The organism is Nocardia anaemiae NBRC 100462, assembly GCF_001612725.1.
GTDB lineage: Bacteria > Actinomycetota > Actinomycetes > Mycobacteriales > Mycobacteriaceae > Nocardia > Nocardia anaemiae.
In genome coordinates this window covers 1-14816 of record NZ_BDAZ01000073.1, presented here as the reverse complement: position 1 = coordinate 14816, position 14816 = coordinate 1, and the positions used below count along the sequence as shown (strand labels likewise).

The 14816-nt window shown below is 64.5% G+C and carries 15 protein-coding genes and 2 tRNA genes; 5 read left to right on the top strand and 12 right to left on the bottom strand.

Going from position 1 to position 14816, the window contains the following annotated elements; all coding sequences use genetic code 11:
- Window positions 1–58: 58 nt before the first annotated feature.
- Both NA5_RS33625 and NA5_RS33620 read right to left on the bottom strand, forming a co-directional pair.
- On the bottom strand, window positions 59–355 hold the full coding sequence (locus NA5_RS33625) for an excalibur calcium-binding domain-containing protein (protein WP_062993065.1): 297 nt from the start codon (window positions 353–355) through the stop codon (window positions 59–61).
- A 136-nt stretch (window positions 356–491) separates the two neighbouring features.
- On the bottom strand, window positions 492–1469 hold the full coding sequence (locus NA5_RS33620) for a pirin family protein (RefSeq protein WP_062993064.1): 978 nt from the start codon (window positions 1467–1469) through the stop codon (window positions 492–494).
- Window positions 1470–1527: 58 nt separating this feature from the next.
- Here NA5_RS33620 and NA5_RS33615 point away from each other — a divergent pair, with 58 nt between their 5' ends.
- Entirely contained in the window at window positions 1528–1992 is a 465-nt protein-coding gene (locus NA5_RS33615; protein WP_062993063.1) for a MarR family winged helix-turn-helix transcriptional regulator, read from the top strand.
- Between the two features lies 1 nt (window position 1993).
- On the opposite strand, the gene NA5_RS33610 is transcribed toward NA5_RS33615, so the two are convergent.
- From NA5_RS33610 to NA5_RS33600, 3 genes are all read right to left on the bottom strand, one after another.
- A complete protein-coding gene (locus tag NA5_RS33610) occupies window positions 1994–2305 on the bottom strand; it encodes a hypothetical protein (protein ID WP_062993062.1) in 312 nt (103 codons plus the stop codon).
- Window positions 2306–2399: 94 nt separating this feature from the next.
- A complete protein-coding gene (locus NA5_RS41695; RefSeq protein ID WP_062993061.1) occupies window positions 2400–3032 on the bottom strand; it encodes a transglycosylase SLT domain-containing protein in 633 nt (210 codons plus the stop codon).
- Window positions 3033–3571: 539 nt separating this feature from the next.
- Window positions 3572–4042: a MarR family winged helix-turn-helix transcriptional regulator gene (locus NA5_RS33600; RefSeq protein WP_062993103.1), complete on the bottom strand. Its 471-nt coding sequence runs from the start codon at window positions 4040–4042 to the stop codon at window positions 3572–3574.
- A gap of 76 nt (window positions 4043–4118) precedes the next feature.
- On the opposite strand from NA5_RS33600, the gene NA5_RS33595 reads away from it, so the two are divergent.
- Window positions 4119–4493, top strand: a complete 375-nt coding sequence (locus tag NA5_RS33595; RefSeq protein ID WP_062993060.1) for a cupin domain-containing protein — start codon at window positions 4119–4121, stop codon at window positions 4491–4493.
- Between the two features lie 316 nt (window positions 4494–4809).
- Here NA5_RS33595 and NA5_RS33590 read toward each other — a convergent pair whose 3' ends face one another.
- Window positions 4810–6246, bottom strand: coding sequence for an FGGY-family carbohydrate kinase (locus tag NA5_RS33590; RefSeq protein WP_062993059.1), 1437 nt, complete (start codon window positions 6244–6246; stop codon window positions 4810–4812).
- Between the two features lie 128 nt (window positions 6247–6374).
- Between NA5_RS33590 and NA5_RS33585 the strand changes: the two genes are divergently transcribed.
- A complete protein-coding gene (locus NA5_RS33585; protein ID WP_245672524.1) occupies window positions 6375–7055 on the top strand; it encodes a hypothetical protein in 681 nt (226 codons plus the stop codon).
- A 137-nt stretch (window positions 7056–7192) separates the two neighbouring features.
- On the opposite strand, the gene NA5_RS33580 is transcribed toward NA5_RS33585, so the two are convergent.
- The gene (locus tag NA5_RS33580; RefSeq protein ID WP_062993058.1) at window positions 7193–8005 is read right to left on the bottom strand and encodes a DUF1206 domain-containing protein; all 813 of its coding nucleotides are present in this window, start codon (window positions 8003–8005) and stop codon (window positions 7193–7195) included.
- 334 nt (window positions 8006–8339) lie between these two features.
- Window positions 8340–8412 (bottom strand) — tRNA-Lys (locus tag NA5_RS33575).
- Between the two features lie 315 nt (window positions 8413–8727).
- Between NA5_RS33575 and NA5_RS33570 the strand changes: the two genes are divergently transcribed.
- Window positions 8728–9942, top strand: a complete 1215-nt coding sequence (locus tag NA5_RS33570; RefSeq protein WP_062993057.1) for a L,D-transpeptidase — start codon at window positions 8728–8730, stop codon at window positions 9940–9942.
- Between the two features lie 3 nt (window positions 9943–9945).
- On the opposite strand, the gene NA5_RS33565 is transcribed toward NA5_RS33570, so the two are convergent.
- Both NA5_RS33565 and NA5_RS33560 read right to left on the bottom strand, forming a co-directional pair.
- The gene (locus NA5_RS33565; protein WP_062993056.1) at window positions 9946–10224 is read right to left on the bottom strand and encodes a hypothetical protein; all 279 of its coding nucleotides are present in this window, start codon (window positions 10222–10224) and stop codon (window positions 9946–9948) included.
- Window positions 10225–10620: 396 nt separating this feature from the next.
- On the bottom strand, window positions 10621–11679 hold the full coding sequence (locus NA5_RS33560) for a P-loop NTPase family protein (RefSeq protein ID WP_062993055.1): 1059 nt from the start codon (window positions 11677–11679) through the stop codon (window positions 10621–10623).
- Between the two features lie 397 nt (window positions 11680–12076).
- Here NA5_RS33560 and NA5_RS33555 point away from each other — a divergent pair, with 397 nt between their 5' ends.
- Window positions 12077–13483 (top strand): alpha/beta fold hydrolase, encoded by a 1407-nt coding sequence (locus tag NA5_RS33555; protein WP_218020218.1) that lies wholly within the window; start codon window positions 12077–12079, stop codon window positions 13481–13483.
- Between the two features lie 274 nt (window positions 13484–13757).
- Here NA5_RS33555 and NA5_RS33550 read toward each other — a convergent pair.
- Together NA5_RS33550 and orn are read right to left on the bottom strand one after the other, a co-directional pair.
- Window positions 13758–13833: transfer RNA gene (locus tag NA5_RS33550), tRNA-His, on the bottom strand.
- 55 nt (window positions 13834–13888) lie between these two features.
- A complete protein-coding gene (gene orn / locus NA5_RS33545; RefSeq protein ID WP_062993053.1) occupies window positions 13889–14530 on the bottom strand; it encodes an oligoribonuclease in 642 nt (213 codons plus the stop codon).
- Between the last annotated feature and the right edge of the window lie 286 nt (window positions 14531–14816).

Below are 14816 nucleotides of genomic sequence, written 5' to 3'. Positions count from 1 at the left end.
GAAAACGCAGAACACCCGGTGTGACTGAGCACACCGGGTGTTCTGCGTTTCAGGGCTATCAGACCGTCGGGCAGGCGAAGCCGTCGCCGTCCGGATCCAAATGCGGGCCATAGCCCGGTTCCCCGCGGAACAGCGGTGCCCGACCGGCCGCGCGGGCCTCGTCGCAGTTGGCGAAGGCGCCACCGGCCGAGCCGGTCTGGGACATGCCCGCCGAACCGGTCGCGGCCGAACCGGTATCAATTGCGGACGAGCCCGTTCCTGCGGAACCGGTGGGGACGTCGGCCAGGGCTGCGGGCGCCGCTAGAAAGGCGAGTGCTGCCGCGGCAACGCTGACGGTGAGCCGGCGAACGTTCATATATTCCTCTGTTTGTGTGCTGCGGTGGAGTAGCGTCCAGGGGGAGACGCCGCATCCACTGTTGTGACGGGCCGCGTACTTGTCAACTGCGCAGCAAAACAATTAGGGGCATTAGGGGACAACGCCCCTTCGTTCGTTATTCGCCCAAACGCTTACCAACCAGATGTTCGGCGGGGATATTGCCCATGCGTCCGGCCTGGTAATCCGCCATGGCCTGGATGATTTCGGCGCGGGTGTTCATGACGAACGGACCGTATTGCACCACAGGCTCTTTGATCGGCAGGCCGCCGAGCAGCAACACCTCCAGATCGCCGGTTCGGTTGTGTTGCAGTGCATCCGCGGCGACGCTGATCGAGTCGCCGGGACCGAATACCGCGAGTTGGCCTTCGCTGATCGGTCGACGCTCGGCGCCCACCGTTCCGCTGCCGGACAGTACGTACGCCATCGCGGTAAACCGTTGCGGCCATGGTGTTTCCAGCTGACCGCCCGGCGTGATCGAGGCGTGTGCGTAGGCGATCGGGGTGTAGGTCGAACCGGGCCCCGCGAAACCGCCCATCTCGCCCGCGATAATGCGCACCAGTGCGCCACCGTCGTGCGAACTGACCAGCGTCAATTCACTGCCGCGCAGATCCTGATAGCGCGGTGCGGCCATCTTCTGCGCGCGCGGCAGATTGACCCACAGTTGGATGCCGTGGAACCAGCCGCCCGCGACGACCAATTCCTCGGCGGGCAGTTCATCGTGCAGGATGCCGGAACCGGCCGTCATCCATTGGGTGTCGCCTTCGCTGATGACGCCTCCGCCGCCATTGGAGTCGTGGTGCACCATGGTGCCGTCCATGACGTAGGTGACGGTCTCGAAGCCGCGATGCGGATGCCACGGGGCACCCTTGGCCTCATAGGGCTCGTAGGCGACCGGTCCCATCTGGTCGAGCAGGATGAACGGGTCGGCCGAGCGCAGATCCATGCTCGGGAACGGCCTGCGCACCTCGAAGCCGGCGCCTTCGCGCTGCTGATGTGCGGTGCTGATGCTGCTCACTTTCCGTTCCCGCGTCGAATCCGTGGGTCGGGTCAGGCGCGGCAGCACCATGATGTCGGGGACGGTGATGGCTGGCATGGGCACCTCCTGAATAGTTGGTGTCCATGTCAACCAAACACTGGCTAGGATCATTCCCGTGGTGCGTTGGTTGAACGATGACGAACAGGAGACCTGGCAGGCCTTCATCCGGCTGCGTCAGCGCCTGGATGCGGCGCTCTCGGCCGGGCTGGCCCAGGATGGCCTGTCCACCGCCGACTACGAACTGCTGGTGCCGTTGTCGGCCGCGCCCGGCGGCTGTCTGCGCGCCAAGGAATTGGCCGCCGAGGTCTGCTGGGAGAAGAGCAGGCTTTCGAAACATCTGGCGCGCATGGCCGCTCGCGGACTCGTCGACCGTCGCCCTGCCGAGGACGACGCCAGGGGGATTCTGGTCGAGCTCACACCCGAGGGGCGCAAGGTGTTGGAGAAGGCGGCCCCGAACCATGTCGAACTGGTGCGCCGGATCTTCGTCGATCCGATGACACCCGCGGAGGCGCGTGCGCTGCGATCGCTGGCCGACAAGGTGGTCGTCGAGGCCGAGAGCGAGTCCGAACTCGGCTACTGAATCACCACGGTGCGATCGGCGGCTTCACCCACAGCAGCTTCTCGTCACGGCTATTGCGCTGTGCCGCAGGATGATTCGGATGCCGAGCGGCCCAGGCGTCCTTCTCGTCGAGCAGTTCGGCCACGGTTGTCCAGGTCTCGTCGGTGCTCGGCGGATTCGTCTCGGCCGCGCGTGCCAGCTTCCGGCGGACCGCCGTCGGCATATCCAGCAGTTCCGTTCCGGTGATGCCGCGATCCCAGAGATAGGTGGCCAGGCGGCGCGCCTTCTCGGCGCGGCTCCTCGACGCGTGGTCGGAGTGGGCGTAATCGGTCATGGCGGAATCCGCATCGGTGGGGGTGGTCCTGGTCGACCCTACGACAATGCCTCCCCGCCGTCGGGCGGGGAGGCATTGTTCAGCTAGTCGCGGATCAGTACGCCGAGTTGACGTTGTCCATCGAGCCGTAGCGGTGCGCGGCGTAGTTGCAGGCCGCGGTGATGTTGGCGACCGGGTCCCAGATGTCCCAGGCGGTGCCCTCGACGTGGTAGGCGTTGAAGGTCGGGTCGATCACCTGGAGCAGGCCCTTGGACGGAATACCCTTGGCGGCGTTGGAGTCCCAGAGGTTGATGGCCTGCGGGTTGCCGCCCGATTCGCGCATGACGTTGCGGTAGATGCCGTCGTAGCTGCCCGGGATGCCCTGTGCGGCCATGATGTCGAGGGAGTGGCGGATCCAGCCGTCGAGGTTGTCCTCGTAGACCGGGGCCGGGGGCGGCGGCAGGGGCAGGCCCGGAATCTGCGGCAGTTCGGGCAGTGCGGGCAGACCCGGGAGGATCGGGGCGTCGACCGGCGTTACCACGGGGGCCGGAGCAGCCACATCGACCGGCGCGGCAGCGGGGGCGGGCTGCTGCTCGGAGACCATGGCAATGCGCGACGGAACGCTGTCGTCGGCCAGCGCGACTACGGAGGAGGTGCCGACGGCGATGACACCGGCCGCGGCCACTGCCAGGGTGACACCGTCACGCAGCGAAAGACGGCGGAAAGAGGGAAGGCGTTTGTCGAGCATTTCGAAATCAGTTCCTTGATCGTGTCCAGAGAGGCGATCCGCCAGGTTCAGACAGCGCGGATCTCCGACGGGGCACCCGGTGGGAAGGCCCGCCTGAATCGGTTCGTATGCTGTTTTCGGGTTTTGTTGTGAAGGCCAGGCAAGCCCCTGGCGCACGACGCGGTGCGAGTCACCCGGAGTCGGTTCCCGGCGGGTGCCGCTGTCGAGCGGGGAGAAATGCGGTCACGGGCTGTGGCGCCGCTGGTATCTCCGGCGACCGCGGCGGGTGAAACCCATCTGCCGTTGCGGTCGTTTTCCGACTGTGTGTGGATTGCTCCACGGTGTTACCAAACTGCAGGTCTGTTTCGGACCTGGTCTCAGCTTGGTCACGGTCGGTTAACGCAACATGAACGAATAGTGAATGGCAGACGTTGCCGATCTTGGAAAGCCCTGGTCGGACTCCTGGAAACCCCCTCTATGCGGGGAGTTTGCTGCTAAACGTGATGTGACGCAGGTCACGGAAATTTCGGGGTAACGCAGGCCACTTTGTCTCGATTTGGTCACCAAGTGGCCGGACGGACCCGTCCGGGGGCCACCACGCGGGTCAAAGTGTTACGCAATTGGGCCACGGTGGAATCGCCCAAAACGGACGCCCACTGGTCGGCGAATCGGGCGGCGGCGGCATCGGCTGCGCGCGTGCAGGCCCACCCTTTCGAGGTCAGTGTGATCAATCGGGCGCGCGCGTCGTCGGGGTGCGGGTTGCGCTCGGCGTAACCCTTGCGCACGAGTTCCTCCACCAACTGGCTGGCCGCCTGCTTGGTCACGCCGAGATGTTCGGCCAACTCGCCGACCGTCGCCCCGTTCGGTGCCAGCCGCACGAACGCGAACCCGTGCGTCGGCCGCACGTCGGCGAATCCGGCCGCGACCACCCCGGCGTGGATCGCATCCGTCGCGGCCGCCCCCGCGGCCAGCAAAAGCAGTGCGAGGTCCTGGCCGGGCCGCAGGGTCGAAGCGGGTTTCAGATCCGACATGAGCGACATCTTGACACAGATGGACAAGTTGCTTGACTATATAGTCAAGCTGCTTGACCAAATGAAGGAGTAGGGCATGCCAGTAACCCGCGCCGCCGACGCCGAAGTCCACGAAATGCACGGCACTCGATTCACCTCCTACATTCGCCCCGGCACCGGCAGCGCCGAACTGTGCGTCTGGCAGATCCAGGTGTCCGCCGATACCGAAGGCGTGCCGCACAAGGTGCTGCGCGAGGAGGCGTTCGTAGTCATCCGGGGTGCGGTGACGATCACGATCGACGGAAAGGCGGAGGCGCTGGTGGCCGGTGACGCCGCGGTGGCGCCCGCGAATTCGATGATCGCCCTGACGAATTCGGCCGCCGAACCGGCCGTGCTCGTCGTGACGGTCCCGGTCGGATTCCGCGGCGAGTTGCTCGACGGAACCGTCATCGACCCGCCTTGGGTTTCCTGATGGTGTAGGTGGCGGAGAACGGCGTCGAACGGCCTCCGGGCCCTGGCCGAACCGCCGACCACCTCGAGGGCGCGCCCATGGAGGCCGGGCTGCGAATCTCCACGACCGACGGCGCCGAGACGCCGCAGATGGCGGTCACCGCAGGACCAGACGAGAAAGGCCGGGTCGTGACCGCCCAAGGAGCACGGGTCTTCCTGGACGAGCACGCCGCCGCTTTCCTGGACGACAGGATCCTCGACACCGGGCGAGACCCATACGGCGAAGGGGGCTTCGTCCTTACCCAGCAGGAACCGACTTCCGATGACATAGGTTCGGGTCACCGCCGACCCGAAGACCCCTTCCGCCCCGAATCGCTTTGTCTCCCTGAATTGCTCGGTCGGCCCGAACCGTTCGATCGACCGGAACTCGATAACGCACCGGAGGCGAGGTCGGACGGCCTGGTTGCATCGGGCCGAGCTCTCGCGGAGGCGACGTCTGGCGTCGAGACTGTGGGCGCCGATTCATGCTTCGTAGAATCGGCAGGCGGTTCGGCGATCGGCAGCGGTGAGATGTCATGTGCCGCAGGGGCCTCAGTCGCCCACCAGGTCGTGGGAACCGCGAGCCGCAGGGGCGCCGCAATAGGGTTGTCGACGAGCATCGCGTTCGGCGGCAAGGCTGGCGCCACGGCGACAGGGGTCGGATCGAGGTAGGGATCGAAACGCGGTGCCGTGGGCGCGTCCACTGCCGTCGCCTCCATCGCGGGCCCATGGTCCAAGGTGCGCCCGAACGGCACTGCGGCAGGCACGAGGAGCCCGGTGGTGAGCACCGCGGCCGCCAAGGCAGCGACGCGTGGTTCCCGGCGGCCGCGGGGAACAATCGTCGGGCTGTCGTCGGCCGCAGCGGCGCGGGATGCGAGCAGTGCCGCACCCAGCGCGATGGTGTGCGCCGGGTCGGGGCCGAGGGCAATCGGGAGTTCGAATTCGTCGGCCAGCACTCGTGCCACTACTGCGGGCCGGGCCGCGCCACCGACCAACAGAATGCGGTCGATGTCGGATACCGCGACCCCGGCGGCACGGACGCATTCGCGTACCAGCGGGTCCGACTCACGCACCTGAAGGGTGCGGAACTCGTCGATATCATCGGCGGATACGCGCTCGGCCCAACGTGATTCGGCGTCCGGCGTGATGTCGTGTCCGTATCGAGCCACCGCCGCATGGAGTGCACGGCCGCCGAAATCGTAGGAGCGCACCGGCGGTCCGGCTAGCCTGCCAGCACGAACGACTGCGAGATCCAGGCAGCTCGCGCCGAGATCATAGACCAGAACGAGTTCGGATTCCGCTGCGCCACCGCTGATTTCGAGCCATTTCACCGCGGCAATCGGCTCGGGGACCAGTCCGACGCCTGTGGCTTCGAGCTGATCCAACGCTGAGCGGAGTTCGGCGACCCGATCACCGGAATATATTGCAGGGTAGGCCAATACGCTGCGCAACGATGTCGCGGCCAGCTGATTAGCCACTGCCGCAACCAGATCGGCACAGCTCATGGCCCGCCCCGCTACGACGGCGATCGGATCCTGCGTAATCGCCAGATCTGCGAAATCCGCCAGCACCGTTGCCTTGCAAGGAACCGCGCCGATGGCCGGGGTGCCGTCACCGGAGAAAGTGACCGTGGTGCGTCGGGTGGTCACCACCGGATGTGCGGGGTCATCGGTCACCGCGGCCGATACCGCGTTTACCGAGCCGATGCTCAATCCGAGAGCCTTGGTCGTTCTCATCTCATCCTCACGCCCGATCCGCGCCTGCCCGCACGGACGATCCACCATCTTTACCCGACCGAAGAGATAGATTAGCCTGTCCTAACAATTGCTGTGAATATCCTGTGAACGTTGTCTGGAGGGCCCATATGTCTGACGGCAGGACCGTTGAAGTACCTGGTCAGACGTCCACCGCTGTGATCGTGGTATTGCCGAGAACGCGGGCGGCCGCCACGATCTGGGGTGAGTGGCATCCGACCGTCGGGGCGCGGCGTCGGTGGCCCGAGAATAATCCGCAACGTGCTGTGGCACTTCATGATTCGTGGTGGACGGTAGCTGCCGCGGGTTTGCTGGCCACCGTGACGCTCGGAGCCGCGCTGTGGATTGCTGACCACCTCGACGTCGATCGGCAGTTGCATACTGTCGGCCTGTTCATCCACTTGGCCGCCCTCGTCCTCGGCTTCGGCGGTGTCCTTATCGCCGACTATCTGATGTTGGTCTGGCTGGCCGGGCGGAGCACCCTCGCCGAAGCGTTGGACGGCATCGCACGTCTGCATGTGCCGATCTGGGCGGGCCTGGTCGGACTGGTCGCCAGTGGCTGTCTGCTGGAACCGAATCTCGAATCCGCCATGACGCGAACCAAGATGGCATTCGTTCTGATCCTGACGCTCAACGGGCTTCAGGCGCTGCTGTTGGGCAAGCGTCTGACGAACCATGTGTCGACACCACTGACGACGCGTCTGCTGCTCTGGGGTGCGGCATCTGGTGCCATCTCACAGATCTGCTGGTGGGGCGCCATCGGTATCGGCTTCTGGAACGCCGAACACTAACCCCGTCTACGCGTCTTGCAGCGGTAGCGCCTTGATGGTGCCGCGCCCGCGAGGGCCGCTTGGTCTCGGCACCTGTTCCTCGATCCTGTGGGCGGCAACCCAGGCTTCTGACCGCGTGGTGCGGTAGCCGTTCGGGGCTACATCTTGGCGCTGCGGGCCATGACGAAGCTGTAGAGCCCGTAGGTGATGATGCCCGATCCGGCGATCAGGAGCAGGACCATGCCGAAGGGTTGCGCGCCGAGCGTTTTCATGGCCCCGTCCAGGCCTGCGGACTTATTCGGATCGGATTCGGTCGCGGCGAGGATCACCAGCAACCCGACCGCGGCGACGGCGAGCCCTTTGGCGAGGTAGCCCACCGTGCCCAGCCGACGTACGAAGGTGCTCGGGACCCCACGAAGATCGTCGAGGAAATTCTGGGTGGCTCCTTTGTACACGTGGTACCCGCCGACCGCGATGATGACCAGCCCAGCAGCGACGAGCACGATCGTGCCCGCCGTGTGCTGCATCAGGCGTGCGGTGAGCCCGACACCCTGGCTACTGCTCGATTGCCCCCTGCCCTGCGCGAACCGGAACGCGGTGATCGCCAACGCGAAATAGACGGCGGACAGCGCGAGTGCTTTGGCCCGATCGAACACTTCGGACTTCCGGCTGTCGGCGCCCGGCTCGGACGCACTGCCGAAGACGGCTTCCGCCAGCCGCCAGAGCGCCATCAGCACGAATGCGACCACGCCCGCCCAAAGGGTGAACTCGCCACCCGGTTTTTCCGCCAGTTCCGCCATGGCCCCGGATTGATCAGCGTTGCCCCCACCGCCGAATGCGAGCCGGATGGCGATGTAGCCGATGAGCAGGTGGACAAGGCCGGACATGACAAAACCGGCGCGGGCGAGATGCGCGAACACGCTGCTCTGGGCGATCTGCCCGGCGGTGTGGGATAGGCCGGTGTGAGTCATGCTGCTCCTCAATCCAGGACGCTCGCGCAGGACATCCACCGGTTACCCGTGTCCGCGGAGAAAGCACCTCCCACTTCGCGCCTCGATCAGCGGATCGTGGCTTACCGTCAGAGGGATTGCCGTACCAGGTGTCGCATGCGGCGGCAGCGTGGTGGAGGCGGAAGAAACCATGTCGCCGGAGCGGGCCCCGACCTCATCAGCAGTGCTGGAGTTCGGGCTAGGCACGGCCAGACGAGGAACACGTCGGTGGTGACTTTTTGGTGTTCTTTTGGTGACGGTCCGGTAGACCAGAAAAGACCCGATCATGAAATCGGGCCTGACCTGCTAATTTGAGTGCGCCATCAGGGACTCGAACCCCGAACCCGCTGATTAAGAGTCAGCTGCTCTGCCAATTGAGCTAATGGCGCGTGTCTTGCTGCGCTCCGTGTTCCGGTGCGGGACAAACATTAACAGGCCGAGTACCCAGAAGTGAAATCGGTTTCTGACGTGGGGTGATGGCGGAGTTGGCGATGGGTGTTAACACCCGCTGAGGTGCGGATGATCTAACCGGTGGAACTCGCCTGTGGCGGAGGAATTTCACATTGGACCGGACCCGTTGAGCTGGCAGAATGTCTGGAGCGTGGTCCGAACCGAACTCCGTCGGCGTTGCGGGAGGAGCGTGGTCGGGTTGGATCCGAGCCATCGGTGCCTTCGGGCATCGGGACTTGAAACGGGGTTTGGTTATGAGCGTTGGTCTTGGTCGACATCGGTCGATGAGAAAGATCACGGGACCGGTAATCGTATGCGCGGTGTTGGCGCTGGCCTTGACGGCGTGTTCGTCGTCCAACGCCGCTGACAACTCGACGGTCGTCATCGACCGTAATCCGATCACCGAGCTGATGAAGCCCAAGCTGTTGTCGCCGGTCAAGGACGGTGACATGGGGGTTTCACCGGGCATGCCGATGACCTTCAAGGTCGACGACGGCAAGTTCACCACCGTGACATTGACCAATCCGCAGGGTGTTCCGGTCGCGGGCAAGTTGGCCGCGGACGGGCGGACCTGGGAGACCGCCGAGGTTCTCGGCTACGGCAAGACCTACAAGCTCGAGGCGAAAGCAATCGGTCTGGGCGGTGCGAATTCCACCGTATTGAGCTTCACCACCAGTTCCCCGGACAGTCAGACCAAGCCGTATCTGCTGCCGGGCGAGGGCGAGGTGGTCGGTATCGGCCAGCCGGTGGCCGTGCAGTTCGACGAGAACATCCCGGATCGCAAGGCCGCGCAGAACGCGATCAAGATCACCACCGAGCCGCCGGTCGAGGGTGCCTTCTACTGGGTGAACAGGCGCGAGGTTCGTTGGCGGCCGGAGCATTTCTGGGCGCCGGGCACCAAGGTCACCATCGATGTGAACGTCTACGGCCGTGATCTCGGCAACGGACTGTTCGGCCAGGACAATATCCATTCGTTCTTCACCGTCGGCGACCCGACGATCTTCACCGCGGACGACGACACCAAGCAGGTGACGGTGGAGATGAACGGTCAGGTGGTGCGGACCATGCCGACCTCGATGGGCAAGGACAGCACGCCGACCGATAACGGCATCTACATCGTCGGCGACCGCTTCGACCGCATCATCATGGACTCCTCGACCTACGGCGTCGCGGTGAGTTCGCCGAATGGCTACAAGACCCCGGTCGACTATGCGACCCGACTTTCCTACTCCGGCATCTTCTTTCACTCCGCGCCGTGGTCGGTCGGTGCGCAGGGCTACTCGAACACCAGCCACGGCTGCCTGAACCTGAGCCCCGCCAACGCGCTGTGGGTTTTGCAGAACGCCAAGCGCGGCGACATCACCATTGTCAAGAACACCGTGGGCGGCACGCTTTCGGGTGTGGACGGACTCGGGGACTGGAACATTCCGTGGCCGGAGTGGAAGGCGGGCAACGCCGACAACCGCTAGGCGTTACGCGCAGGTGAGCGTCGCTCCGACGGCGCTCCCGAGCGCGGCGCACAGCAGCGGTCCGCCGAACAACAGATTCTCGAAGCCGGACATCGCCGCACCGGCCGAGCCGGTGCCCGAGGAGCCGGTGGTGGTGACACCACCGGCCGATCCGGTGGTGACCGAGCTCGAACCCGTACTGGATCCGGTGCCCGGCTCGACCGCGATGTCCGCGGTCGCGGTACCAGTGGTGCCTGTGAGCAGGGTTGTGCCGACGAAAGCTGCGATTACAGCCGAACGCATCACGAACTTGGTGTCTTTCTGATCGGTCGGGGTGGCATCCCCGCCCCGATGCCCGCAGTCTACGGAGTGAAACAGAGATCTGTCAGATAATTGGCCGAGTTCGCGACGCTCGAGATGCGGTGGTTTGGCATGCGTGAAATCGACTGCGGGACAAAGAAATAGGCCCAGGAGGCCCGACTGTGTCGGGAGCCTCCTAGGCCTTCGGGGTCCCAGGCGTCTCGGCATACGAACCGCGAAATCCTGGTCGACGGACAACAGATCGTGATCCGGCCGGTCGGGACTGTTATGCGGTAAGTGCTGCGATCCGATACAGCCCGCCTGGACAGGCCGTGGTGACCGGCAGCAAACCGGCTTTCGTGCCCGGCCGCCGCTCTCCAGTCCATCATCGACGAATCCTCACCCCCTCGTCATGCTCGCCGAACCGATTGCGACCGCGTGTACCGGGCGCTCCTCAACACGCCAAGCGCAACCGATGGTCATGCCCGCGGACATCTGGTCTATCTCGATGAGGTCGCCGCCGCCTACAGCGACTACCTCGAACACCTGCATCACACGCTCGAATGACACCGCCGGACCCGCCCTTTGGCCCGGTCGACGGTGGCAACCACCGGTCATCCGGACCCGTCTACTCGGGGTGTGAGTCCATTCTCGGCAGGCGTGCGGACCGGCGCCCCACGCCAGATGCGCGCGGGTATAGTCGGCTTGTACCGCCTGCTGCACCGCCGCGAACTCGGCGCCGAATCGGGCGCCGAGTTGGCTACGCAGTTCCATGAGCACCGACTCGATGGTGCTCGTGACATCCAGAAATACAGCTGCCGTGACGAATTCGGCGGTGAGCGAACCCAACGTCTCGACAAGGACCGGCCGGATCAGCAGCGACATCAGCGTGGACTTCCCCGCCCCGGCCGGTCCGATCAACGCTTGCAGTCGATCACTGCTTGCCTCCACGATGTCGGTGAGGGTCTCCTGCACGCTCGACGTCAGTGAAACACTGCGCACCAGGTGATCTACCAAACCCGCTGCGGGCCTGCCGGTCACCGCATCTCTGGATCGGGATCGATTGGGCACCAACCACAGCCCCTGGTCGCCGCGTCGCACCTGAGTTCCATTGAACGACAGGTGCCGTGGAACCAGGTGACAACCGGAATCGGAATCCAGTGGCATTGCCGAATCAGCGGCAAGTAGATAGAAATCGTCGTTGTTGGTGGTGAACCCGTGGCCGATGAAGGCGATCAACAGTGTCGCCCCCAACTCATCGGCACGTTGGAACGCAGCCTTGATGCGGCGCTTGAGTTCGATGATCGTCGGATCGAGCACCGGGCCATCCCCGATCGGAAGCCACTGCCCAACCGTGGTGAAAACCGAGTACAGCGCCGTGGCCAGCTCACCGGTGAACCCGAGTCGCGGAAATTCCTCGCACTCGGATGCGATAACCAAAGCCAACCTTTCCGCCATGAGAGAACGATCGGCGAGGACAACGCGCGACACAACAGCATCAGCGCATGGGTGATCGGGCGCTACACTCGCTTCCGCCAATCCGCTATCGCGAAATCTGCGGCCAAGGTGCAAAACACGTGGTTTCAGTCACCTGGGTTTGTGGCTGACCCGGAGTGATTTTCTGCTCGGCTCGGTGGTTGGCGGTGGCTCCCGGTGCGATTCGGTCTCGACTTGCTGAAAGGGTCTGGTCCTCGTGGGTGTTGGAGATCGGTCCTCGGTCACGTCCACTGAGCGTTGTCGTCCTCGTGGTTTGCCGCGTGATGTCGGGGGTGTTGTCGCGACAGTGATCGTGGCAGTTCTTGCGGTTACGGTTGCCTCTGCTTCCGGTATTGCGGTCGCTGAACCAGCAGACCCGTTGACACGCTTTCATCAGCAACATCTCGACTGGCGTACGTGCGAGGATGCGGCCCTGGTGGTGGAGGGCGCGGCCTGTACGGATGTCGAGGTGCCACTCGATTACGGCAGGCCGGACGGGCCGAGCATCACGATTGCGGTCTCGCGGATCCCGGCACGCGACACAGCAGACCGTCGCGGTGTGCTGCTGACCAACTCGGGCGGACCGGGTACGCCGGGGATCGATGCGTTCGATCTTGTCGGTGATGTTCTCGAACCGGCTGTGCTGAGCCGCTATGACCTGATCGGCTTCGACCCGCGCGGAGTCGCCCGTTCCGGGCGGCACCAGCGATGCGGATGGCCGGTCGCCACCCCGATCCGCTCGGCAGGTGTCGGGTTACCCGGATTCGTCACCGAAACAGCGCTGCAAGCACGGCTGGCCGCCGATTGCCTGGTGGGCGATCGAAATTGGATGCGGCAGCTCAGCACCCGCAACACTGCCCGCGACATGGACGTGATACGTGCAGCACTGAACGAGGACCGCATCAGCTATTACGGCGTGTCTTATGGAACGTACCTGGGTGCGGTCTACTCCCAGTTGTTCCCTGGCCGATCCGATCGCATGGTGCTCGATAGTGCCATCGATCCGCAGCGCTACTGGCTTGGGTTGCAACAGGACTGGGGTCCGGCGGTGGAAGCGGCCTTCGACGACTGGGCCGACTGGGTTGCGGCTCGTGACCAGCAGTACCACCTCGGCGCCTCCGCACCTGGGGTACGTCGTGGAGTCGAGGACCTGATCGACCGCGCATCGCTGTCGCCGATCGTGGTCGAGGGCTTCGGCTTCGATGATCACCTCCTGCCGAACGTGCTGTGGACGATGTTGCGTGACGCGCGATTGAACGAGGCCCTAGCGGCGTCGGTACGGGCCATCACCGACGCGGCCGAGGGACGCGCACCGCAGGTGCCCCAGCAGCTGCACCAGCAGATCGAGGCCGACAAGCACGACGAGGATTCGGTCATGGTGCAGATCTGGTGTGCGGACGCACCGATGCCCGCCGACCCTGTCTGGTACTGGAATGCGATCCAGGCGGCCCGCCCGACCCAGCCGATCTTCGCCGCACTGGCCAACAACATTCAACCCTGTGCATTCTGGCCACCGCCCGCGGAACCACCCACTGTGGTCGACAACGCCGTGCCAGCACTCATCTTGCAGGCCACCGGCGACAACCGGACACCCTACCCACAGGCTGTAGCACTGCATCATCAAATGTCGGGGTCGCGCTTGATCACCTTGACCGACACGAGGATCCACATGGTATTGCGTCCGGGTTTGAGCACCTGCATCCTCGACACCACCAACCGCTACTTCCGCAACGGAACCTTCCCGGCATACGACCGCACCTGCCAGCCCACCACACCAATCGAGTAGGCCCAGATATCCGGGTCATGCAGTGTGATTCCTGCTGGTCGCCATCCTCACCCCGGATCGAGGCGCCGCGCCGATATGCCAGCACCTCGGACATCAGCTAGTAGGCCGTGTCCGCTTGCCATGGCCCCTGGCAGCCGACAACCGACCGAAGTGATCGGGTTCATACGCCTCGTTGGGGGCGCTCACGTCTCGCTGTACGAACCCGACAGTCCTGCCGTTCTACCTGCGGAAATGAGGAAGGTGCGAACCCAGAAATTGGTTCGCACCCTCACAGTGGGGTGAGTGACGGGACTCGAACCCGCGACAGCCAGGATCACAACCTGGTGCTCTACCAACTGAACTACACTCACCATCGCCGGTGAATCACCAGCGCGGTCGATACTAGCGTGTCAACCCCTCGAGTCCCTAATCGGTTTCTGACGTCGTGTTTTGCGCGGTCTCCCGGTCACCGCCGCTGAGTTCGTTCGCGACGGCGGTGATCTCCGCGGTCGACGGGCCGGGTGCGGGCACGAAGGCGGTGCGCCGGTAGTACTCCAGCTCGCGGATGGATTCCTTGATATCGGCCAGGGCGCGGTGGGTCAGGCCCTTCTCCGGCTGCCCGAAGTAAATGCGCGGGTACCAGCGGCGGCACAACTCCTTGATGGAGCTCACATCGATCATCCGGTAGTGCAGATGCGCATCGAGGCCGGGCATATCGCGGGCGATGAAGCCGCGGTCGGTTGCGATGGAATTGCCAGCCAGTGGGACCGTGCCCGCGGTCGGGGCGTATTCGCGGATGTAGTCGAGGATCTGCTGCTCGGCGTCGGCGAGGGTGACCGTGGAGCGGCGCACTTCCTCGGTCAGGCCCGAACGTGCGTGCATATCGGCGACCACCTGCGGCATGGCGGCCAGGGCCGCGTCGTCGGCGTGGATGACGATATCCACACCGTCACCGAGAATATTGAGGTCACTGTCGGTCACGAGCGCGGCCACCTCGATCAGCTTGTCGCTGTCGAGGCGCAGGCCGGTCATCTCACAATCCATCCACACCACGTATTTGTCGGACACCCCGGCAACATTAGCTGTATTTATTGGCGATGCCTTCGGCACCGCATGTTCGCGACCGTTCTGATGTCCCCTGGGAAGACCGCGATGGGTCCCGGCGGCGATAGAGTTTGCGGGAGATCGGCGTATGCGTTTCGGCACGACAGCTACCACTGCGAAAGCAGTAAGGGTCAGACCAGACGGAGGACGCGATGGACGCAGGATCGCGAGGCGATTCGATGGGGGATGGCGGTCGGGAGACGGGTGCGCCGACCCCTCAGGAGAAGGCGGCCGCGGCACGGAAGGCGGC